23 protein-coding genes are annotated in these 21,605 nt (G+C 68.9%); 15 read left to right on the plus strand and 8 right to left on the minus strand.

Features of this window, described 5'->3' with window-relative positions; genetic code table 11:
• The first annotated feature begins 45 nt into the window (after positions 1-45).
• Genes lepB through recO form a run of 5 tightly spaced genes read left to right on the plus strand, consistent with a single transcriptional unit; the run spans position 46 to position 3,559 of the window.
• Positions 46-840: a signal peptidase I gene (gene lepB / locus ACM2ZB_RS20845; protein WP_416056829.1), complete on the plus strand. Its 795-nt coding sequence runs from the start codon at positions 46-48 to the stop codon at positions 838-840.
• Between the two features lie 34 nt (positions 841-874).
• Positions 875-1,258, plus strand: coding sequence for a DUF4845 domain-containing protein (locus ACM2ZB_RS20850; protein WP_416056830.1), 384 nt, complete (start codon positions 875-877; stop codon positions 1,256-1,258).
• Positions 1,248-1,928 carry a ribonuclease III gene (gene rnc, locus ACM2ZB_RS20855; protein WP_313442110.1) on the plus strand — a complete coding sequence of 227 codons (681 nt, stop codon included), beginning with the start codon at positions 1,248-1,250 and terminating at the stop codon, positions 1,926-1,928. Before ACM2ZB_RS20850 ends, rnc begins: the two co-directional genes overlap by 11 nt.
• Positions 1,925-2,821 (plus strand): GTPase Era, encoded by an 897-nt coding sequence (era, locus tag ACM2ZB_RS20860; protein WP_313442108.1) that lies wholly within the window; start codon positions 1,925-1,927, stop codon positions 2,819-2,821. The genes rnc and era overlap by 4 nt, the downstream gene beginning before the upstream one ends.
• Positions 2,822-2,839: 18 nt before the next feature.
• On the plus strand, positions 2,840-3,559 hold the full coding sequence (recO, locus tag ACM2ZB_RS20865) for a DNA repair protein RecO (RefSeq protein WP_416056831.1): 720 nt from the start codon (positions 2,840-2,842) through the stop codon (positions 3,557-3,559).
• Between the two features lie 529 nt (positions 3,560-4,088).
• Here the strand turns inward: recO and ACM2ZB_RS20870 are convergent.
• Positions 4,089-4,811 (minus strand): response regulator, encoded by a 723-nt coding sequence (locus ACM2ZB_RS20870; protein WP_313443461.1) that lies wholly within the window; start codon positions 4,809-4,811, stop codon positions 4,089-4,091.
• A 128-nt stretch (positions 4,812-4,939) separates the two neighbouring features.
• Here ACM2ZB_RS20870 and rlmD point away from each other — a divergent pair, with 128 nt between their 5' ends.
• Positions 4,940-6,274, plus strand: coding sequence for a 23S rRNA (uracil(1939)-C(5))-methyltransferase RlmD (gene rlmD / locus ACM2ZB_RS20875; RefSeq protein ID WP_313443459.1), 1,335 nt, complete (start codon positions 4,940-4,942; stop codon positions 6,272-6,274).
• 1 nt (position 6,275) lies between these two features.
• Here rlmD and ACM2ZB_RS20880 read toward each other — a convergent pair whose 3' ends face one another.
• Positions 6,276-6,869, minus strand: a complete 594-nt coding sequence (locus ACM2ZB_RS20880; protein WP_416056832.1) for a hypothetical protein — start codon at positions 6,867-6,869, stop codon at positions 6,276-6,278.
• A gap of 93 nt (positions 6,870-6,962) precedes the next feature.
• Between ACM2ZB_RS20880 and ACM2ZB_RS20885 the strand changes: the two genes are divergently transcribed.
• The 8 genes from ACM2ZB_RS20885 to ACM2ZB_RS20920 all read left to right on the plus strand — a co-directional run bounded on the left by ACM2ZB_RS20885 (position 6,963) and on the right by ACM2ZB_RS20920 (position 12,870).
• Positions 6,963-7,448 carry a CYTH domain-containing protein gene (locus ACM2ZB_RS20885; RefSeq protein ID WP_416056833.1) on the plus strand — a complete coding sequence of 162 codons (486 nt, stop codon included), beginning with the start codon at positions 6,963-6,965 and terminating at the stop codon, positions 7,446-7,448.
• A gap of 40 nt (positions 7,449-7,488) precedes the next feature.
• The gene (locus ACM2ZB_RS20890; protein WP_416056834.1) at positions 7,489-8,181 is read left to right on the plus strand and encodes a DsbA family oxidoreductase; all 693 of its coding nucleotides are present in this window, start codon (positions 7,489-7,491) and stop codon (positions 8,179-8,181) included.
• Between the two features lie 159 nt (positions 8,182-8,340).
• Positions 8,341-9,348, plus strand: coding sequence for a beta-N-acetylhexosaminidase (gene nagZ, locus ACM2ZB_RS20895; RefSeq protein ID WP_416056835.1), 1,008 nt, complete (start codon positions 8,341-8,343; stop codon positions 9,346-9,348).
• Positions 9,348-9,902 carry a hypoxanthine-guanine phosphoribosyltransferase gene (locus ACM2ZB_RS20900; protein WP_313443449.1) on the plus strand — a complete coding sequence of 185 codons (555 nt, stop codon included), beginning with the start codon at positions 9,348-9,350 and terminating at the stop codon, positions 9,900-9,902. Before nagZ ends, ACM2ZB_RS20900 begins: the two co-directional genes overlap by 1 nt.
• An 81-nt stretch (positions 9,903-9,983) precedes the next feature.
• Complete coding sequence (locus tag ACM2ZB_RS20905) at positions 9,984-10,730, plus strand: S-methyl-5'-thioinosine phosphorylase (protein WP_313443447.1); 747 nt, start codon at positions 9,984-9,986, stop codon at positions 10,728-10,730.
• An 87-nt stretch (positions 10,731-10,817) separates the two neighbouring features.
• Positions 10,818-11,024, plus strand: coding sequence for a cold-shock protein (locus ACM2ZB_RS20910; protein ID WP_005410590.1), 207 nt, complete (start codon positions 10,818-10,820; stop codon positions 11,022-11,024).
• 130 nt (positions 11,025-11,154) lie between these two features.
• Positions 11,155-12,423 carry an FAD-dependent oxidoreductase gene (locus ACM2ZB_RS20915; RefSeq protein WP_416056836.1) on the plus strand — a complete coding sequence of 423 codons (1,269 nt, stop codon included), beginning with the start codon at positions 11,155-11,157 and terminating at the stop codon, positions 12,421-12,423.
• 177 nt (positions 12,424-12,600) lie between these two features.
• Positions 12,601-12,870, plus strand: a complete 270-nt coding sequence (locus tag ACM2ZB_RS20920; protein WP_416056837.1) for a hypothetical protein — start codon at positions 12,601-12,603, stop codon at positions 12,868-12,870.
• A gap of 1 nt (position 12,871) precedes the next feature.
• On the opposite strand, the gene pdeM is transcribed toward ACM2ZB_RS20920, so the two are convergent.
• The 4 genes from pdeM to ACM2ZB_RS20940 are packed head-to-tail and all read right to left on the minus strand — an operon-like array spanning position 12,872 to position 18,561.
• On the minus strand, positions 12,872-13,513 hold the full coding sequence (pdeM, locus tag ACM2ZB_RS20925; RefSeq protein ID WP_416056838.1) for a ligase-associated DNA damage response endonuclease PdeM: 642 nt from the start codon (positions 13,511-13,513) through the stop codon (positions 12,872-12,874).
• Positions 13,503-15,962 (minus strand): ligase-associated DNA damage response DEXH box helicase, encoded by a 2,460-nt coding sequence (locus tag ACM2ZB_RS20930; protein WP_416056839.1) that lies wholly within the window; start codon positions 15,960-15,962, stop codon positions 13,503-13,505. Before ACM2ZB_RS20930 ends, pdeM begins: the two co-directional genes overlap by 11 nt.
• Positions 15,959-17,566 (minus strand): ATP-dependent DNA ligase, encoded by a 1,608-nt coding sequence (locus tag ACM2ZB_RS20935; RefSeq protein WP_416056840.1) that lies wholly within the window; start codon positions 17,564-17,566, stop codon positions 15,959-15,961. The genes ACM2ZB_RS20930 and ACM2ZB_RS20935 overlap by 4 nt, the downstream gene beginning before the upstream one ends.
• Positions 17,563-18,561 carry a ligase-associated DNA damage response exonuclease gene (locus tag ACM2ZB_RS20940; protein ID WP_313443437.1) on the minus strand — a complete coding sequence of 333 codons (999 nt, stop codon included), beginning with the start codon at positions 18,559-18,561 and terminating at the stop codon, positions 17,563-17,565. Before ACM2ZB_RS20940 ends, ACM2ZB_RS20935 begins: the two co-directional genes overlap by 4 nt.
• Positions 18,562-18,674: 113 nt before the next feature.
• Between ACM2ZB_RS20940 and ACM2ZB_RS20945 the strand changes: the two genes are divergently transcribed.
• Positions 18,675-20,312 (plus strand): acyl-CoA dehydrogenase family protein, encoded by a 1,638-nt coding sequence (locus ACM2ZB_RS20945; RefSeq protein ID WP_416056841.1) that lies wholly within the window; start codon positions 18,675-18,677, stop codon positions 20,310-20,312.
• Between the two features lie 301 nt (positions 20,313-20,613).
• Here ACM2ZB_RS20945 and ACM2ZB_RS20950 read toward each other — a convergent pair whose 3' ends face one another.
• Together ACM2ZB_RS20950 and ACM2ZB_RS20955 are read right to left on the minus strand one after the other, a co-directional pair.
• Positions 20,614-21,024 (minus strand): hypothetical protein, encoded by a 411-nt coding sequence (locus tag ACM2ZB_RS20950; RefSeq protein WP_313443433.1) that lies wholly within the window; start codon positions 21,022-21,024, stop codon positions 20,614-20,616.
• 137 nt (positions 21,025-21,161) lie between these two features.
• A complete protein-coding gene (locus ACM2ZB_RS20955) occupies positions 21,162-21,503 on the minus strand; it encodes a hypothetical protein (protein WP_313443431.1) in 342 nt (113 codons plus the stop codon).
• Positions 21,504-21,605: the final 102 nt, after the last annotated feature.

Below are 21,605 nucleotides of genomic sequence, written 5' to 3' on the forward strand. Positions count from 1 at the left end.
GGCCCTTCGGGGCCGCTCGTCCGGTGACGTTGCAAAGGACCCTGAATGAAACTGTTTGAGATCCTCCTGGTCGTACTGACTCTGGCCTCGGGCCTGATCCTGCTGGGCGAGAAGCTGTACTTCGCCAAGCGCCGCGCCCAGCGTGCCGGCCTGCTCGATACCGAGCCGGTACTGGTGGATTACTCGCGTGCGTTCTTCCCGGTCCTGGCGATCGTGCTGATCGTGCGCAGCTTCATCGCCGAACCGTACAAGATCCCGTCCAGTTCGATGATGCCGAACCTGCTGATCGGCGATTTCATCCTGGTCAACAAGTTCTCCTATGGCCTGCGCCTGCCGATCAGCAACACCAAGTTCGTGCCGGTGGGCGAGCCGTCGCGTGGCGACGTGGTGGTGTTCCATTACCCCGGCCGCAGCGACAACGACCCGGCCAAGGGCGAGAACTTCATCAAGCGCGTGATCGGCGTGCCGGGCGACACCGTGGTCTTCGAAGGCGACGGCGTCATCCTCAATGGCGAACCGCTGAAGTACGACAACAAGGGCATCTACGCCGGCCACAAGGGCCAGGGCGAGGGCGCCAACCTGCTGGTCGAGCACCTGCCGGGCCGCACCCACACCGTGCTGGAGACCGAGTTCCCGCGCGGGCAGGGCCAGTGGACCGTGCCGGCTGGCAAATATCTGGTGATGGGCGACAATCGCGACAACAGCGACGACGGCCGGTTCTGGGGCCTGCTGCCGGAAGAGAACCTGCGCGGCAAGGCCTTCCTGATCTGGCTGAACTGCTCGGGCTGGTTCTGCAAGGATGGCTTCGAGCCGTCGCGGATCGGTTCGGGCATCAACTGACATCACATCCACTCGCGTATCTGGGGAGAACGCAATGAAGAAGATGAATGCACAGCGTGGCATGACCCTGACCTCGTTCCTGGTGGTCCTGATCGTGGTCGGGTTCTTCCTCTATGTAGGCATGAAGCTGTTCCCGATGTACCAGGAGTACTACGCCGTGCGCTCTGCGATGAAGAGCCTGGCCAACGAGCCGGAAATCGGCACCATGGCGCCGGCGCAGATCCAGACCCTGCTCTTCAAGCGCCTGGACATGAACTACTCGGAAAACGTGAAGCCGGCCGACGTCAAGTTCAACCGTCGTGACAATGGCTGGACCCTCAACGTCAACTACGAAGTGCGCCGCCCGCTGGTCGGCAACCTGGACGTGGTTGGCAAGTTCGAATCTTCCCAGGACCTGATCCGTAGCGGTGCCCAGTAAATTCATCCAACGTGGTGACCTGATCGGTCACACCTTCAGCGATCCAGCCCTGCTCAAGCAGGCGCTGACCCATCGCAGTGCCGGCGCGCCGCACAACGAGCGCCTGGAATTCCTCGGCGACAGCATCGTCAACATGATGGCGGCCGAGGCGTTGTACCAACGCTGGCCCAAGGCCGACGAGGGCGCCATGACCCGTGCCCGCGCCGAGCTGGTGCGTGAAGGCGCGCTGGCGGTAATCGGGCGCAGCTTGGAGCTGGGCGAGCGGCTGACCCTGGGCCCGGGCGAAATGAAGTCCGGCGGACACCGCCGTGACTCGATCCTGGCCGATGCCGTGGAAGCGGTGGTGGCGGCGATCTACCTGGATGTGGGCTTCGAAGCCTGCCGGGCGGTCGTGCTGCCCTGGTTTGCCGCCTCGATGGAGGCCCTGCCGGCCACCGGCCGGCCCGAGAAGGACCCCAAGACCCGCCTGCAGGAATGGCTGCAGGCCCGACAGAAGGCGTTGCCGCAGTACGAACTGGTGTCAGAATCCGGTGACGACCACGCCAAACACTTCCGGGTACGCTGCAACGTAGCGGACCCGGTTGCCAGCACCGAGGGCGAAGGCCCCTCGCGCCGGCTTGCCGAACAACAGGCGGCTGCAGCCGTCCTAGAACAACTGGATTCCAAGTGAGCGAACAAACTCCCCATCATTGCGGCAGCGTGGCCGTCATCGGCCGCCCGAACGTGGGCAAGTCGACCCTGACCAATGCCCTGGTCGGTGCCAAGGTCAGCATCGTCTCCAACCGCCCGCAGACCACGCGCCATCGCCTGCTGGGCATCGCCACCTACCCGGAAGGCCAGCTGGTGCTGGTTGACACCCCCGGCCTGCACAAGGTGCAGAAGCGGGCGATGAACCGGGTGATGAACCGCGCCGCGCGCGGTTCGCTGGAAGGCGTCGATGCCGGCCTGCTGGTGATCGAAGCCGGCCGCTGGGACGAGGAAGACAGCCTGGCCTTCAACGTGCTGCGCGACGCCGGCATTCCGGTGGTGCTGGTGGTCAACAAGATCGACCGCCTGAAGGACAAGGGCGCGCTGCTGCCGTTCCTGCAGCAGGTGACCGAAGGCCGCGACTTCTCGTCCGTGCACCCGATCTCGGCGCAGAAGCGCAACGGCCTGGAAGCCCTGGTCCGTGACGTGCTGGCCCTGCTGCCGGAAGCCCCGCCGATGTTCGGCGAGGACGAGATCACCGACCGCAGCCAGCGCTTCCTGGCCGGCGAACTGGTGCGCGAGCAGTTGATGCGCCAGCTGGGCGAGGAGCTGCCGTATGCCACCACGGTGGAGATCGAGCGTTTCACCGAAGACGGCAACCTGCTGCGCATCGGCGCGGTGATCTGGGTCGAGCGCGAAGGCCAGAAGGCCATCGTGATCGGCAAGGGCGGTGCCCGCCTGAAGGAGATCGGCGCCAAGTCCCGCCTGCAGATGGAGCGTCTGTTCGGGGCCAAGGTGTTCCTGGAAACCTGGGTGCGCGTGCGCGAAGGCTGGTCCGACGACGAGGCCGCACTGAAGGCCTTCGGCTACGAGTAAGCGGCGGCGGTCGCTTCGATGCTGATCGAGGACGACACCGGCTTCGTGCTGCATGCACGGGCCTACCGCGAGACCAGCCTGCTGGTGGAGGTACTGAGCGCCGAGCACGGCCGCATCGGCCTGCTCGCGCGTGGCGTGTCCACGGCCAAGGGGCAGGTGCTGCGCGCCGCCCTGCAGCCGCTGCAGTGGATCCGTTTCAGCGCCCAGCAACGGGGCGAACTGGCCCAGCTGCGCGGCGCCGAAGCACTGGACGCCGCACCACGGCTGGTGGGCCAGGCGATGCTGGCCGGCTTCTACCTGAGTGAACTGACCCTGCGCCTGGCCCCGCGCCAGGACCCGCTGCCGGAGCTGTACCTGGCCTACGGCGAGGCGCGCGCGCGGCTGGCGGTGGGCGCCGGCCTGGCATGGACCCTGCGTCGTTTCGAACGCGAGCTGCTGGCGGCGCTGGGCCTGGGTTTCGACCTGGACAACGGCAGCGATGGCCAGCCGATCGACCCGGCTGCCCGCTACGAACTGGACCCGCAGGAAGGCCCGCAGCGTCTGCTGAGCGAGCGCGGCGGTGAGCGCCGCTCGGCCGCGACGGGCTCGGCCCTGCTGGCCCTGGCGGCGGACGAAGAGCCCGATGCGGCCGACCTGGCCAGCCTGCGTCTGCCGATGCGGCGGGTGCTGGCCCATCACCTGGGGGCCAAGGGCCTCAAATCCTGGGAACTGCTCGAGCAGCTCACTCCCCGCAGGTAGGGGGTGTTCGGCAGGGCTTGCAGCCCTGCACCTGCTCAATGCGACGTCAACGTCAACGGCTGAAGCTGGCTATCCGTGGGATGGCGGGGTGGGTCCGGTTGAGGGGGACGCTGCAAGTACGTCCCTGTAAGCTCGGTCGCCGCATCCATGCGGCTCACGCCCCCTCAACCGGACCCACCCCGCCTTCGACAGACTTCCGCGATCTGTCAGAGCACGGGGTCGGATCCCGTTGCTGCGCAACGGGATCCGACCCCGGAAGAATTTCGATATCTGATGAATTTCATCCACGCATGGCGTGGATCTACTGGCCACCGGCCACCGGCCAGCTGTCGAAGGCGGGGCGGTGTGGGTGGGCAGGACCGCAGGCGCCATGGATGGCGCCTACGAGCCCCCATGGAAGGGTTTACGGCGTGTCCTGCAAGCCCACACCGCCCCGCCCAATAAACAGAAAACCAGAGCCGCTTTTGATCTTGGCTCTGGCTTGAACGCTTCGGCGGGTGCAGGGCTGCAAGCCCTGCCGAACACGCCCTCAGTGCAGGAGCGCCGCCACCGCCGCCCGGAACCCGGCCTGCGCCGGCACCGACTCCGGCGCGTGATGCAGCTGCCGCACCGCCCGCGCCAACCGCGCCGCCCCCACAAACCCGCAACTGGCCTGCAGCCGGTGCAGCTGGCTGCGCAGGGTCGGTTCGTCATGCTGGTCCACCGCCTGCTCGACCGCATCGCGTACCCCTGGCAGCTCGGCCAGGAACAGCTCGCGCAGAGCGATGAGGTGGTTGCGCTGGCCATTCAGCGCGGCCAGGGCTGCGGTTTCATCCCAGTCCTCCACCACCAGCTCGACCGCGGCCGGCGGCAGGGCGGTGCCGCCCGGGCTGTTGACCAGGGCGCGGCGGACCGCCTTCAGCAGCTGGTCACGGCCCAGTGGCTTGACCAGGGTGTCGCTGAAGCCCGCCTCGCGCAGGCGCGCGTGGATGCCCACATCACCGTCGGCGGTGTGCGCCAGGGCAGGGGTGTCCGGGTGCGAGCGGCGCAGTTCGCGCAGCAGCTGGGCGCCATTGCCATCAGGCAGGTTGACGTCGATCAGCCACAGATCATGGGCGCCGGGTTCGGCGCGCTCCAATGCACTGGCAAGTGAGTCAGCGGTGTCCACATCCGCTGGTAACGTTTCCAACGCCGCTTTGAAAAAACCACGGCTGATGATGTCGTCCTCGACAAGCAGGAAGCGTGGCCGGCTGGCCCGCGGGGTCATCTGCATCAGGGCTGCCTCCATGTCAGCTGGGTCCATCATCAAGCACGACGGCGGCGGGCGCAAGCGGCCATCGGGCCGCCTCGGCCAGGATCTGCGACAATACGCCCCCATTTTTGCCCGCAGCCTGTTGCCACGTGGCCCGATCCCGCTCCCGCATCGACCGTACCCCGTTCCAGACCGAGATCCTCGACCTCAGCCATGATGGTCGTGGCGTCGCCCGCCGTGAAGGCGAAGGCGGCAAGGTCACCTTCGTCAGCGGCGCCCTGCCGGGCGAAGTGGTGCGGGCCGAACAGACCGCCCGCAGCCGCCATTTCGACGAGGCCCGCACCGTCGAAGTGCTGCAGGCCTCGCCGCAGCGCGTGACGCCCAAGTGCCCGCACTTCGGCACCTGCGCCGGCTGCGTGCTGCAGCACCTGGACGAGGACCAGCAGATCGTCGCCAAGCAGCGCGTGCTGATGGACAACCTCGAACGCATCGGCCATGTGAAGCCGGGCAGCGTGCTGCCGCCGCTGGTCGGTGAGAGCTGGGGCTACCGCCGCAAGGGCCGTTTCTCGGTGCGCCGGGTGGAGAAGAAGGACAAGACCCTGGTCGGCTTCCGCGAGCAGGACCCGCGCTTCGTCGCCGATCTCAGCCAGTGCCTGACCGTGATCCCGGAAATCGGCACCAAGGTCGAGGCGCTGTCGACCTTCATCGAGTCGCTGGATGGCAAACGCGACATCCCGCAGATCGAGTTCATCGCTGGCGACCAGGCCGTGGTCCTGACCGTGCGCCACCTGCAGCCGCTGAGCGATGCGGATCGTACCGCCTGGGCCGCCTTCGGCCAGCAGCATGGTTTCGTGATCTACCTGCAGTCCGGTGGCGTAGACACCGTGCAGCCGCTGGACGGGCAGGACGTGCCGCTGTCGTTCCGGCTGGCGCCGTGGGATGTCGAACTGGCGTTCCGCCCGCTGGACTTCATCCAGGTCAACGCCAAGCTCAATGAAAAGATGATCGCCCACGCCCTGGACCTGCTGGAGCCGGGTGAAGACGAGCGCGTGCTGGACCTGTTCTGCGGCCTGGGCAACTTCACCCTGCCGCTGGCCCGCCGTGTGCGCGAAGTGGTGGGCGTGGAAGGCGACGCCGGCCTGGTCGCGCGTGCCCGCGAAAACGCCGAGCGCAACGGCCTGGCCAATGCGCAGTTCTTCAGTGCCGACCTGACCCAGGACCAGCGCAACACGTCGTGGATGCGCCAGGGCTTCGACAAGCTGCTGCTGGACCCGCCGCGTTCGGGGGCCATCGAAGTGCTGCAGCAGCTGCCGCTGAAGCAGTTCAAGCGCATCGTCTATGTCAGCTGCCACCCGGGCTCGCTGGCCCGCGATGCCGGCTACCTGGTCAACGAGCAGGGTTTCACCCTGGTCAGCGCCGGTGCCATGGACATGTTCCCGCACACCGCGCACGTGGAAAGCATCGCGGTGTTCGAAAAGCGCTGAGTCAGTTCACCGGCAGCGGGTTCAGGCGCCACTGGTCGCCCACCCGCTGCAGGCCCACGGTCAGCTGGCCGTCGTGGCCGCTGTCGAAGGCCAGGCGCAGGGCGCAGCGCAGTTGCCCGTTGGCCTGGTCCAGCTCGCAGCCGTTCAGGCCGGTCAGGCGCATGCCATCGAAATCCGCACGCAGGGCCGCGCGCTCGGAAGCGTCGCTGCCTTCGGCAATGAGGTCCTCGATGCGGGCCTGAAGCTGCGGGGCCAGTTCGTGGGTGGGCGGTTCCGGTGCTGCCAGCCGCGTGGTCTCCACGCGCCAACCGTCGCCCTGCGGTGACAGCCGCATCATCCGGTGGCGCTGGTCCATGCCGCGCTGGTAGCCCACGCTGCAGTCGACGGCACCGTCGCTGGCCGGCGCGCACCAGGGCAGGGCGTTCAGGCGCGGCGCGAACATGGCCGCTGCCATCACGGTGCCGACGCGCTTGCCCTGCAGTTCCGTTTCCAGCTGCGCCGCCATGGCCGCCTGCACCTGTTCCAGGTCGGGCATGGCCGTGGCCGTGGCCAAGGCGGGTGGGCAGCAGAGCAGCAACAGCAGCAGACGGCGCATCGACCGGCATCCATGCAGGAGGGAGCGCCATTGTAGGTGGCCTGGGCCGCCCGCAGTGGCGGGACGGTCACACCGATCGCGCATAATGCCGGCATGGGCATCGAAATCGAACGCAAATTCCTCGTCACCCGCGATGGCTGGCGCACTGCCGCGCACACGGTGATCCCGATGGCGCAGGGCTACATCAACGACATGGGCGCGCTGGATCGTGGCACGCAGAACGCCTCGGTGCGCGTGCGCATCGAAGGCGACCACGCCGCGCTGAACCTGAAATCGCGCACCATCGGCCATACCCGCCAGGAATTCGACTACCCGATTCCGGTGCAGGACGCGCGCGACCTGCTCGCGCTGTGCGTGGGCGGGTTGATCGACAAGCGCCGGCATCTGGTCGAGCACGCCGGCCTGACCTGGGAAGTGGATGAGTTCCTGGGCGACAACGCCGGCCTGGTCGTGGCCGAAGTGGAACTGGACAGCGCCGACCAGGCCATCGACGTGCCGGACTGGGTGGGCGAGGAAGTGACCGACGACACCCGCTACTACAACGTCGCCTTGGCCAGTCACCCGTATTCACAGTGGTGAGCCCCCTTTTTTCGTCCGCGACGGTCCCCATGTCATTCGGATGAAAATCGATATCTATTCCGACGTGGTCTGCCCCTGGTGCTGGATCGGCAAGCATCGATTCCGGCAGGGCGTGCAGTTGCTGGGCGCCGAGGCGCCTGAACTGGACATCCAGTGGCAGCCGTTCCAGCTGGATCCGGATGCCGGTGACACCCCGGTACCGCTGCGCCAGGCGTACGCGGCCAAGTTTGGTGGCGCCGAGCGTACCGAGCAGATCCTGGGCCAGACCCAGACCACTGCGCGCGCCGAAGGCCTGCCGATGGACTTCAACCAGGGCCAGGTGCGGGTGACCACGCTGCCGGCGCACCGGGTGCTGTGGCTGGCCGGCGAGCACGGCGTGCAGGACGCGGTGGGGGAAGCCCTGTTCCGCGCCCACTTCGAGCATGGCCAGAACCTGGCCGACACCGCGGTGCTGGTGAAGGCGGGCGTGGCCGGCGGCCTGGATGGTGGCGAGATCGCGCAGATGCTGGCCTCCGATCGCGGCCTGGCCGAGGTGGAAGCCAAGCTCGCCCAGGCCCACGCGCTGGGTATCTCCTCGGTGCCGACCTTCGTCATTGACGGCCGCTGGGCCATTTCCGGCGCGCAGCCGCCGGAAGCCTTCGCCCAGGCCCTGCGCCAGATCGCTGCCGAGCAGGGTGCGCCCACGGCGGCCGCCGGGGACCAGGCCTGCGGCCCGGACGGCTGCGCCGTCTGAGCGGGCTGGGGTCGGAGCCCCTGCGGGGATCCGACCCCGGGTGAGATCCCCGCAGGGGCTCTGGCCCGCGGCTGCTTTCGCCCCGAAGCCTGCGCCTTCCGGCCGGTTCTGCGACAATGCGGCACTGCGCCATGCGGGCGCTTGTTGTGGAGATCGACCATGCTTCTGATCGGCGTTGCCGGCACTGAACTGACCGACCAGGAACGCGACTGGCTGCAGCACGACGCCGTGGCCGGGGTGGTGCTGTTCAAGCGCAACTTCGCCTCGCGCCAGCAGGTGACCGATCTGAGTGCGGCCATCCGTGCCGCCGCCCCGCGCCCGCAGCTGATCTGCGTGGACCAGGAAGGCGGCCGCGTGCAGCGTTTCCGCGAGGGGTTCAGCGAGCTGCCGCCGCTGCAGGACATCGGCGCGCTGTACGCCAGCGACCGGCAGCAGGCCCTGGCCCTGGCCGAGCAGCACGCCTGGCTGATGGCCAGCGAAGTGCGCGCCAGCGGCGTGGACCTCAGTTTCGCCCCGGTGGTCGACCTCGGTCGCGGCAACCGCGCCATCGGCAACCGTGCCTTCAGCGAAGACCCGCAGGTGGTGGCCGCCTTCACCGCCGCCTACGTGCGGGGCATGCATGCCGTGGGCATGGCCGCCACCCTCAAGCACTTCCCCGGCCACGGCACGGTGCTGGAAGACACCCACGTCGATACCGCCATCGACCCGCGCGCGCTGGATGAGCTGCGTGCGCAGGACCTGGTCCCGTTCAGTGCCGGCATTGCCGCCGGTGCCGATGCAGTGATGATGGCCCACGTGATCTACCCGCAGGTCGCGCCGGAGCCGGCCGGCTATTCGCCGCGCTGGATCCAGGACATCCTGCGTGGCGAGCTCGGCTTCCGTGGCGTGGTGTTTTCCGATGACATCGGCATGGCTGCGTCGCACAGCGCCGGCGGTGTGCCGGCACGCGTGCACGCACACCTGGACGCCGGCTGCGATGTGGTCCTGGTCTGCCACCCCGAACTGGTCGATGAAGCCCTGCATGCCGTGCAGGGCCGCACCCTCAATACCGCCGCGCTGCTGGGCCTGCTCGGCCGCGGCGCGCTTGGCTGGGATGGCCTGCTGGCCGACACCCGCCATGGCGACACCCAATCCCGTCTGCTCCACACCCTTGGAAGAACCGTCTGATGCCGAACCTCACCATTTCCCAGGCCCTGGCCCAGGCCGACCTGCTGGTCGACCGTCCCACCATCGACAAGGCCATCGCCAGCATCGCCGACGCGATCGCGCGCGACTACGAGGGCGAGGTGCCGCTGTTCCTGTCCATCATGCACGGTGCCCTGCCGTTCGCCGGCCAGCTGGCGCTGGAACTGGGCGCGCGCGGCCAGGACGTGCAGTTCGATTACCTGCACGCCACCCGCTACCGCGGTGAAACCACCGGTGGCGACCTGGTCTGGAAGCACAAGCCGGCCACCGCGCTGTTCGGCCGCCGCGTGCTGCTGGTCGATGACATCCTGGACGAGGGCTACACCCTGCAGGGCGTGCGCACCTGGTGCCTGGAACAGGGCGCGACCGACGTGCGCATCGCCGCGATGACGGTGAAGAAGCACGACCGCGCGCTGCCGGACGTCACCGCCGACTACGCCGGCATCGAACTGCCGGACCGCTACGTGTTCGGCTTCGGCATGGACGTCAACGAGACCCTGCGCTGCGTGCCGGCCATCTACGCGATGAAGGAATAACGGCGCGGCCGCCTGCGGCCCGTCCTGTCCCACGCCGGCATCCTCGGGTGCCGGCGTTCGTCTTTTCCTGGAGTGCTTTGCATGCAACAGATCGCCCTGGCCGTGATTGGCGGCACCGGTGTCTACAACCTGGCCAAACTCGACGACGTGCAGACGCACGAGGTCGACACCCGTTTCGGCCGCCCGTCCGGCCCGGTGCGCGTGGGCACGCTGCTCGGCCATCGCGTGGCCTTCCTGGCCCGCCACGGTGAAGGCCACTCGCTGCCGCCGCACAAGATCAACTACCGGGCCAACCTGGCCGCGCTGCAGCAGTTGGGCGCGCAGCGGGTGCTGGCGCTGAACACGGTGGGCGGCATCGGTGACGACTTTGGTCCGCGCGTGCTGGCCTGCCCAGACCAGGTAATCGATTACACCTGGGGCCGGATCAGCACGATCTGTGAAGAAGAGGGTACCGACGTGGTGCACGTCGACTTCGGCCACCCCTACACGCCGATGCTGCGCAGCAAGATCCTGGCAGCGGCGAAGGTGACCGGTGTGAAGGTGCACGATGGTGGCTGCTACGGCGCTACCCAGGGCCCGCGCCTGGAAACCATCGCCGAAATCGCCCGCATGCGCCGCGATGGCTGCGACCTGGTGGGCATGACCGGCATGCCCGAAGCCGCGCTGGCACGGGAGCTGGGGCTGGATTACGCCTGCCTGGCGATCGTGGCGAACTGGGCGGCCGGCTGTGGCGACGGGGAGGAGATCACGATGGCCGAAGTGCTGGCCAATGTGCAGGCGGCGGGCAACGGACTTCCGGAACTGGTCGGCGAATTGGCGCGGGGGTGATTGTCATCGCCGGGCAAGCTTTGCATACTCAGCCGGTACGCGGGTTCAGCGTACACCACCCATTCATTGCAAAGGTCTCGCATTAACATGCCGAACGGTACCGTCAAGTGGTTCAACGACGCCAAGGGATTTGGCTTCATCTCGCCGGAGGATGGCAGCGCCGACGTGTTCGCGCACTTCTCCGCCATCAACTCCAAGGGCTTCCGCAGCCTGCAGGAAGGCCAGCGTGTCACCTATGACGTGACCCAGGGCCCGAAGGGTGCGCAGGCTTCGAACATCACGCCGGCCGAGTGATCCACTCGACAGTGCGTTGAAAACCCCGCTTCGGCGGGGTTTTTTTTTGCGCAGTAGAGCCACGCCATGCGTGGATGCCCTTCGCGCTGGCCCCTCTCCATTGGCAATCCGGCTCGGGCACAATGCGGGCATGAAGGAACGACTGCGCATCGCCGTGATCGGCTACGGCACCGCTGGCCAGGCATTGGCCGTCCTGCTCACCCGTGATGGCCACGAAGTGGACATCTTCGAACGGGTGCCCACGCCCGGGCCGGTGGGGGCGGGGTTCCTGCTGCAGCCCAGTGGCCTGCAGGTGCTGTGGCAGATGGGCCTGCTCGACCCGGTGCGCGCGCATGCGGCGCCGGTGCACCGCCTGTATGGCGATACGCCCTGCGAACGGGCGGTGATGGACATGGGCTACAGCGGGCTGGATGCGCGCCTGCACGGGCTGGGCATGCAGCGCGGGGCGCTGTTCACCCTGCTGGACCAGGCCCGTGAAGGGGCCGGCCAGCTGCACGTCGGCACCACCATCACCTCGGTGGACACCGCACAGGGGCGGCTGCGCGACAGCGAGGGGCGCCAGCACGGGCCGTTCGATCTGGTGGTGGCCGCCGACGGTGCGGCATCGACGCTGCGCGGCGGGGTGGAGGACGGCATGGCCCTGGACCGCGTCTACCCGTGGGGCGCGCTGTGGTGCCTGCTGCCGGCCGAAGACTGGCCGCACGCGCAGGAACTGCGACAGCGCTACGTGGCCGCACGCAAGATGATCGGCCTGCTGCCGGTGGGCACGCGTCCGGGCGATGACATTCCGCGGCTGAGCTTTTTCTGGAGCCTGCCGCGCGCCGATTTCGAGCGCTGGCAGACCGATGGCATGGCGCCGTGGCTGGATGAGCTGCATGCGCTGTGGCCGCAGGCCAGCGCGCGCTTCGCGCACCTGCAGGACGCCGGCCAGCTGGCGCGGGCGGTGTACCGCGATGCGGTGATGAAGCGCTGGCACCACGGCCGGCTGGTACTGGCCGGTGATGCCGCGCACGCGATGAGTCCGCAGCTGGGGCAGGGCGTGAACATGGCCCTGCTCGATGCACTGGCGCTGCGTGACGCGCTGCGTACGCATGGCGCGGGCGAGCCGGCGCTGCAGGCCTACCAGGCGCAGCGCCGCGCCCATGTGGCGGTATACCAGCGCTGGAGCCGCTGGCTGACGCCGCTGTTCCAGTCCGACCGCGATGTCTGGGCCAAGGCGCGGGATGTACTGCTCGGGCCGATGGGAAAGATGCCGGGTGGGCGCGGCCACATGCTGCGCGTGCTCAGCGGAATCCAGCATGGCTGGTTCGGCGCATTGCCCCTGCAACCGGACTTCATCCAAGCGCTTTCACAGACCCCCGCTGCGGCGCCGATCACCGCGATTCCCGTGCGTGCGTGAACCCTGCCGTCACGGCGATTAACGAACACCTCACCTCGTTTATGCGAGAAGAGGGGAGCACGCCATCGGTGCGTCGCCCGTTTTCCTTTCCGTGATCGAACATCGCGCGTGGCCGGGCGGCGGCGCCGTCGCGGCCTGTTGCGGCCCGGATGCGCCGCAGGAAATGAGGAGGACGCCATGTTGTTCGCGGTCGAAGAGCTGGAATCGGAAATCTGCAAGCTGCGCGGTCTGCTGCAGATGCTTCACGAGGACCAGCCCGACGTACTGGAAGATGTATTCGAGTTCCATGTCGGCAGCCTGATCAGCCACGCGGCGCCGGCGCATCACGCCCGCATCCGTGCCTGCGCACGTGAGATGCTGGTGGCCATCCAGGCCCTGCCACGGCGTGGCGACGAGGGCAGTGTCGATTTCCGGGTGATGCCCGAGCTGCTGGCACGCCCGGCCTGAACTAGCGCGGCGGCAGCGGTACCAGTTCGTTTTCCACGCAGGCCACCCACCGCTCACCCGCGACCCGCGCTGGCACCACGCCGGCGGTGAATGCCGAAAATGCCGGCAGCACGGTGGATCCTTCGCGCAGCCAGAACGCGGGAAAACGCCGGCGCAGCGGCGGCAGCGCCAGCTGCGGATGGATGTGGCCGGCGATGACATGCGCGTCCGCAACGCGTTGCGGTTCGTGGCACAGCAGGAACGGTCCCAGCCGCAGCGGATCGTGGATCTCCACCTGCAGTGCTGCATGCGGCAGCTGCAGATCATGATTACCGCGCACCACATGCACATCCAGTGTGGGGTGCTGCTCACGCCAGCCCAGCCACTGCCGATGCCATGCGGCGCGGTGCGCGGGGCCATGCAGGATGTCGCCCAGGATCCAGAGTTCGGCGCAGTCATGCTGCTGCAGAAGCGTCTGCAGGCGCTGCAGATCCTCCTGGGTACCGCCGCTGGGCAGGGCGATGCCCGCGCGCCGGAACACATCGGCCTTGCCCAGGTGCAGATCGGCGATCAGCAGGGCGCGCCGCGCTGGCCAGAACAGGGCACGCGCGCCGAGCAGCTGCATCGGCTCGCCGCCCAGCAGCACCGGCAGTTCAGCGGCCATGGCGGCGCTCCAGCTGCTCGGCCGCGCGCTGCACGCGGGTGCGCCAGTCTTCGTTGCTGAACTGCCCACGCAGGCGCTCGGCCCACAGCGGGAAGCCCAGCGGCGTGAGTGAGGCCGGCTGCTGCAGCAGCAGCGCCTGCGTGGCGATGTGCTGCAACGCCTGCTGCAGCCCGGGCAGGTCGAGTGCATCGGTGAGGACTTCATGTTCGGCCTGTGCCAGCAGCAGATGGCCGGGGTCGTGCTCGCGCAGCACGTCGTACAGCAGGCCCGCCGATGCCTGCAGCTGGCGCAGCGAGCGTGGCATGCCACCGGGCAGGCTGGGCACCAGCAGGCCGGCCACGCGTGCGATCCCGCGGAACTGGCGGCGCGCGAGCTCGCCCAGGTTCACCGCCGCGCGCAGGTCGTCCAGCAGATGGGTGGGGTCGAACAGGCTGCGCCAGCCGTCGGCATCCAGTTCGATGGCCTGCGCCGGCGCCAGCACCAGCCCATGGTCGTTGACCGCATAGCCGATGCTGTTGCGCTGCAGGCGCGCGCAGCGCAACGACAGCAGGGCGGCCAGGGCTTCGTGCACATGGCGGCCGGCGAAAGGGTAGACGAACAGGAACTGGCCCTCGCGCCGGCGCACCTGTTCCACCAGCAGATGGCCAGCACCCGGCCGCGCCGACAGCGTGTCCTGCAGGGCCAGCAGCGGGGCCAGCCAGCGGCTCTCTGCACTGTCGTCGCGCCCGGACAGCACCGCTTCCAGCGCGTGCCCCAGTGCCGTCGACAGCGGCAGCTGCCCGCCCTGCCAGCGCGGCACCACACCATCGCCACTGCCGCGTGCCAGGCGCACGTAGGCGGTCATGTCGCGCAGCTGCACCAGTTCCAGCAGGCGGCCAGCGAACTGGAAACGATCACCGCGGCGCAGGCGGCTGGCGAACTGTTCTTCCACCGCACCCAGGCCGCCGCCGCGCAGGAACTGCACGCGCACGCTGCCATCGCTGCTGATGGTGCCGATGGACAGGCGGTGGCGCAGCGCTTGCCGGCGATCATGCATGCGGTACTGGCCATCCTCGTCCAGCACCACCTTGTGGTATTCCGGGTACTGCGCCAGCGCGCGTCCACCCTGCACGATGAACTCGAGCACCGCCTGCCACTGCGCGTCCTGCAGGCCGGCGAAGGCATGCGTGCGGCGCACCTGGGCCAGCAGGGCATCGGCCTGGAAGCCACCGGCCAGTGCACGGCTGACTGCATGCTGGGCCAGCACGTCCAGCGACAGCGTGGGCGGCGTGCGCGGCTCGGTCACGCCCTCGCGCAGTGCGCGGCGCACGGCAGCGTACTCGGCCAGTTCCAGCGCGTGGGTCGGTACGCACAGTACGCTGCCGCTCGCACCGGGACGGTGCCGTGCGCGCCCGGCACGCTGGCGCAGGCGCGCCACGCCCTTCGGGCTGCCCAGCTGCAGTACCTGTTCCACTTCGGGGAAGTCCACGCCCAGGTCCAGGCTGGAGGTGACCACCACGCAGCGCAGCGTGCCGGCGCGCAGCCCGTCTTCCACCTGCTGGCGCAGCACGGGATCCAGCGAGCCGTGGTGCAGGGCGAGGGTGTGCGCGTCTTCCGGCCATACCGCGGCCAGTGCCTGGTGCCACAGCTCGGCCTGGGCGCGGGTGTTGGTGAACAACAGGCTGCTGCGTGCCGCCAGCAGCGACTCCAGCACGCGTGGCAGCTGCGCCAGGCCCAGATGCCCGGCCCAGGGAAAGCGCTCGCCGCTGGCCGGCAGCAGGCTGTGCACCGCCACCGGCCGCTGCCGCGCGCCCTGCACCTGCAGCGCATCGGTACGGCCGGGCAGCAACACATCGCAGGCCTGCTGCAGGTTGCCCAGCGTGGCCGACAGGCCCCACAGCTGCAGTGCCGGTGCGGCATCGCGCAGCAGTGCCAGGTTCAGCTGCAGCAGCACGCCGCGCTTGCTGCCCAGCAGTTCGTGCCATTCGTCCACCACCACGCAGCGCAGCTGGCGCATGCGCGCCAGCGTATCGGGGTAACTCAGCAGCAGGGCCAGCGATTCGGGCGTGGTCACCAGCACATCGATCCGCCCCTCGCGCGCCAGGCGCCGCTCGCGGCTGCTGGCGTCACCACTGCGCAGGCCCACCTTCCAGCCCAGGCCCAGGCCCTCGATGGGGGCCTGCAGGGCACGCGCGGTGTCGCTGGCCAGCGCACGCAGCGGGGTGACCCACAGCACCTGCAACGGGCGCACGGCGTTGGCGCGTGGCGGCGCCGGCGGCGGATCGATCATCGCCTGCAGCAACGGCCCGCCGAACATCGCCAGGGTCTTGCCGCTGCCGGTGGGCGTATGCAGCAGGCCCGATCCACCGGCCAGGTAGTGCCGCCACATCGCGCGCTGGAACGGCAGCGGCTTCCAGCCACGGGCATCGAACCAGGCCTGCAAGCGCCGCAGCGCGTCGCTGCGCCTCATCGCGCCTGTGCCTGCAGGGTGGCCAGCAGGTCGGCCTCGGCGGCCGGCTTGTCGCGGCGCCAGCGCAGGATGCGTGGGAAGCGCACGGCAATGCCTGATTTGTGCCGTGTACTGCGGTTGACTGCCTCGAAGCCGAGTTCGAAGACCTGCTCGGCGCGCACACTGCGCACCGGCCCGAAGCGTTCGCGGGTGTTGGCGCGGATCCAGCGGTCCAGTTCCAGTATTTCCTTGTCGTCCAGGCCGGAATAGGCCTTGGCCACCGGCACCAGGGTGTCGCCATCCCAGACACCGAAGGTGTAATCGGTATACAGCGTGCTGCGCCGCCCGTGGCCGGCCTGTGCATACAGCAGCACCGCATCGATGGTGAGCGGGTCGACCTTCCATTTCCACCAGTCGCCACGGCGGCGGCCGGCCTGGTAGACCGAATCGCGGCGCTTGAGCATCAGGCCTTCCACGCCGCGTTCGCGGGCAGCATCACGCAGCTGCGCGGCGTGCGCCCAATCGTCGGCCGGCACCTCCGGCGACAGCTGGATGCGCGGGTCGTCCAGCGCGCCGAGCAGCGCGGCCAGCTGTGCGCGACGTTGCTGCAGCGGATGCGCACGCAGGTCCTGGCCGTCGTGTTCCAGCAGGTCGTAGGCCAGCACGCGCACTGGCGTATTGCGCAGCGTGGCAGCGCCGGGCTTGCGGCGCTGGATGCGGGTCTGCAGTGCGGCGAACGCGCGCGGCAGGTTGTCGGCCACGTCCCAGGCCAGCAGTTCACCGTCGATCACGCAGCCATCGGGCAGGGGCGCCGCAGCCTGTTCGATTTCCGGGAAGCGGCCATCCAGGCGTTCTTCGCCACGCGACCACAGAGCCACTTCGCCGCGCCGCCGCAGCAGCTGCAGGCGGATGCCATCCCACTTCCATTCCAGCAGCCACGCTGCGATATCGCCCAGGCGTTCAGCGGGCGCAGCCTCCAATGGCGAGGCCAGGAAGAACGGGTAGGGCTGCTGCCGGTCCTGCGGCAGTTCCTCAGCCGACAGCAGCTGGGCCAGCAGGCCGGGCGAGGGCACCCACTCGCCCAGCATGCGCTGGGCGATGCGCGCGATATCCAGCCCCGACCATTCGGCCAAGGCCTGCTGCACCAGGCGCTGCGACACGCCCACGCGCAGCGCGCCGGTCAGCAGCTTGTTGAACACCAGCCGCTCGCGGGCAGGCAGTTGCCGCCAGCCGGCAACCACCGCCGCGCGACGCTCCGCTTCAGGCTGGTTGGCCACGGCCAGCAGATGCTGTTCGATCCAGTCGGCCAACGGCCGGTCCGGCGCAGGCTGCGCCGGATCATCCAGCAGCAGGGTCAGCGTTTCGGCCAGGTCACCCACCTGTGTGTAGCTGTCGTCCACCAGCCACGGCGGCAGCGCGGATTCTTCACTCACCCAGGCGCGCAGTTCGCCGCTGGCGGCGATCCTGCGGCGTGCGCCGCCCACCTTGCCGCCGCTGAGCAGGTACAGCGCCCACGCCGCATCGTGCGCGCGTGCATGGCGGAAGTAATCAACCAGCGCCGCGCGCTTGTCCAGCGTGGCGGTGCTGCGGTCCAGGCGCTGGTAAAGCGCAGCGAAGGCCTTCATTCCTCGCTCCCGAAATCGGTGCGGAAGGCTTCGGCGGCCACGCCCTGTTCGCGCAGGAAGGGAATCAGCGCATCGGTGTTGCCATGGGTGGCGATCACCCGGGTCGCGCCGGTCTGTTCGATGGTCTGCAGCAGGGCGGGCCAGTCGGCGTGGTCGGACACCACGAAGCCACGGTCGACATTGCGCCGGCGGCGGTTGCCGCGCAGCTGCATCCAGCCCGAGGCGAACCCGAGCTGGTGGCGGCCGAAGCGGCGCAGCCACGGCGTGCCGGCCGCCGAGGGCGGTGCGAGGATCAGTTTGCCGGCGGCGTCCGGCTGGCGGCCCTGTTCGGCCACGGTCAGCGTTTCCAGCATCGGGATGCCTGCGTCGCGGTACACCGCTACGCCATTGGCGATGGCGCCGTGCAGCCAGGCCGGCGAATCATCCAGCGGGCGAAGTTCGGCCAGTACCCGCTGCGCCTTGCCCAGCGCGTAGCAGAGCAGTACGGCGGCTTCGCCGCGCTGCGCGCACTCCTGCCGCCAGGCCACGATCTCGGCGGCCACCGCTGCGGTATCGGGCCAGCGGTAGATCGGCAGGGCGAACGTGGCTTCGGTGATGAAGGTATCGCAGGGCACCACTTCGAACGGCGCGCAGGTGGGGTCGGGCTGGCGCTTGTAGTCGCCTGACGCCACCCAGACCTGTTCGCCATCGTCGATGCGCACCTGCGATGAACCCAGGACATGGCCAGCCGGATGCAGCGATACCTGCACACGGCCCAGGGTGAAGCGATCGCCTTCGGCGTGCACCTGCAGCGGCACCTCGCCCAGGCGCCAGCGCAGGATCGGCGCGCTGCCGGTGCTGCAGTGGTATTGGCCCATGCCCGGCCGTGCGTGGTCGCCGTGGCCGTGGGTGATGACCGCACGTGGCACGGGCCGCCACGGGTCGATGTGGAAATCGCCCGCCGGGCAATACAGCCCCTCGGGCCGGAGCACCACCAGATCGTCGTTGACTGCCATGCCTGCACTGTGGCGCGGCGCTCGTGCAGGGGGTGAGAACCGGCCTGAACGCGGGCTTGGCAGGTGATGCTGCACAATCGGGCGGCAGTCTCCCTGTCGGCAGGATGGAACCGATGAACGGACCGAGCTTCAGCAGCGCGCCCTTTGAAACCCATGTGGTGCTCAACCAGCCGCCGCCGTTCGCCGGCCGCCATCTATGGACCGACGATGTGGCCCTGGCCGGATCGGTGCAGCGCGAGGGCGGCGGCGGTTTCAGCTCGCGCCTGGCGGTGTATGGCGCGCTGGCAGGCAACGAGCTGTACCGGCTGGGCTTTGACGCCAACCGTGATCGCCCGCGCCTGCGTACGCATGATGCGCAGGGCCACCGTATCGACACGGTGGAATTCCATCCGGCCTACCACCAGCTGATGCAGACGGCCAAAGAGCATGGCGTGGCCGGCCTGTCATGGCACGAACCGCAGCCCGGCGCGCATGTGGCGCGTGCGGCGTTGAGCTACCTGCACCACCAGGCCGAGGCGGGCACCAGCTGCCCGCTGACGATGACCCACGCGGCGGTGGCGGTGCTGCACACCCAGCCGCATCTGGCCGAATGGGCGCGCAAGGCGGCTGCCCCGGTGTACGACCCGCGTGATGTGCCGGTGGCGGACAAGGCCGGCATCACCCTGGGCATGGGCATGACCGAAAAACAGGGCGGTTCGGATGTGCGTGCCAACAGCACCCGGGCCGAGCCGATCGATGGCGAGCGCTACCGGCTGGTCGGCCACAAGTGGTTCTTTTCCGCGCCGATGTGCGATGGCTTCCTGGTGCTTGCGCAGGCCCCGGCCGGCCTGACCTGCCTGTTGATGCCGCGTCGCCTGGCCGATGGGGATCGCAATGCGTTCCGCCTGATGCGCTTGAAGGACAAGCTGGGCGACTGGGCCAACGCATCCAGCGAAGTGGAATTCTGCGGCGCGCAGGCATGGCGGGTAGGCGAGGAAGGGCGCGGCGTGGCCACCATCATCGGCATGGTGATGATGACCCGGCTGGACTGCATGCTGGGCGCGGCGGCGGAAATGCGCATGGCACTGGCGCAGGCCCTGCACCACGCACGGCACCGGCGCACGTTCGGCAAGCCGCTGGTGGAACATGCGCTGATGGCCAATGTGCTGGCCGATCTGGCGCTGGAATCGGAAGCGGCCACGACCCTGGCGATGCGCATCGCGCGCGCGGTCGACCGTGCCGGCAGCGATCCGGCCGAAGCGGCGCTGGCGCGGCTGGGTACGGCGCTGGGCAAATACTGGGTGTGCAAGCGCGCGGCGGCCTTCGTCAACGAAGCACAGGAATGCCTGGGCGGCGCCGGCTACGTGGAAGAGTCGATGCTGCCGCGGCTGTACCGGCAGGCGCCATTGAATTCGATCTGGGAAGGCAGCGGCAACATCCAGTGCCTGGACGTGCTGCGCGCACTGGCGCGCGAGCCGGAGGCGCTGGCGGCGCTGCGGGCCGAACTGGAGTCGGTGGCCGGTCGGGATGCCGGGTATGCGGCGGCGCTGCAGCGCTGGACGGCGGGGCCGGTGCCGGATGAATCGCAGGCGCGCATGTTCTGCGAACGCACGGTGCTGTTGCTGCAGGCGGCGTTGCTGCTGCGGGCGGGCAGCCCGATGGCGGAGGTGTTTGTGCGCAGCCGCCTGCAGGGGGAGCACGGGCTGGTGTTCGGGACGCTGCCGGCGGGGGCGGATGTGGGGGCGATGATGGCGCGGGCGCTGCCGCAGTAGGCGGCCAACGGCGGAGCCCCTCGTGGGGTTGTGCGCTTGGATTCCTGTGTGCTGCCGGGGCGTGTGGGTTCGCGGGACACGCCGTGAACCCGTCCCTGCGGGCTCGTAGGCGCCATCCATGGCGCCTGCGGTCCCGCGAACCCACACGCCCCGGCCGCGGACGGTCTGCGCGCGCGTCCACCACGGAATCAACAGAAGAGCAGAAGCAGAAAAGCCGCGGCATTGCCGCGGCTTTTCCTGTAGAGCCGAGCCCATGCTCGGCTGTGGCGGTAGCGCCGGGCCATGCCCGGCGAGCGGCGCGTCAGTGCTTGGCTTCTTCCTTGGCGGCGTTCGCCTTGGCGTCGGCGGCGACGTCGCGGGCCTTGTCGGCAACCTTCTGCGCGGCGGTGGCGGTGGCGTCGCTGGCGTGGGCAGCGGCATCGGTGGCGGCGGCCTTGGCCTGGTCGGCGGCGTTGGCGGTGGCGTCGGCGGCGTTGTCCAGCGCGCGCTGGGTGTCGGCGGCGGCGTGTTCGGAGGCTTCGGCGGTCTTGTCGGCGGCGTCGCGGGTGGCGGCTGCGGCCTTGTCCACGGCTTCGCGGGCGGCGGCGCCGGCGCTGTCGGCGGCCTGGGCGGCATCCTGCTTGGCCTGTTCGGCTTCCGGGCCCTTGCAGGCGGCCAGGGCCATCAGCAGGGAGGCGGCCAGTACGGTGGTGGTCAGCGGACGGATCTTCATGGCGGTCTCCTGCACTGCAATGGATGGGGACGCCAGCCTATTCATGCCGTCGTGAAGGCCCGGTCGTGGCCGCAAGGCAAAGAAAAAGCCGCTGGCGAACCAGCGGCTTTTCCAGAACAGCGTGAAGAAAGAAGTTATTACTTCTTGGCTTCTTCAGCAGCGTCCTTGGCCTTGTCGGCGGTGCCTTCGGCAGCCTTGGCAGCGTCGGCAGCAGCGCCGGCAGCAGCGTCGGTGGCAGCAGCGCCAGCCTGGGCAGCAGCTTCGGTCGAAGCGTCAGCAGCGGTGGCGGCGGTGTCAGCGGCCTGCTGGGCAGCGTCGGCGGTCTGGGCGCCAGCAGCGGCGGCCTGGTCGGCAGCAGCCTGGGCTTCGGTGGCGGCTTCGTTGGCCGAAGCAGCGGCGTCCTGGGCAGCTTCCTGCTTCGAGCAGGCGGCCAGGGCCAGAGCCAGGGACATAGCGACCAGCAGCTTGTTGATGCTCATTGTGTAAATCCTCGTCGTTGAATTAGGCAACGCGCAACTGCGCGCCGACAACATGATGACAAGCCAAGTTTGGCTGTCAAGCGATCCCGCATTCATTTTTGC

The organism is Stenotrophomonas maltophilia (assembly GCF_047782825.1).
Lineage (GTDB): Bacteria > Pseudomonadota > Gammaproteobacteria > Xanthomonadales > Xanthomonadaceae > Stenotrophomonas.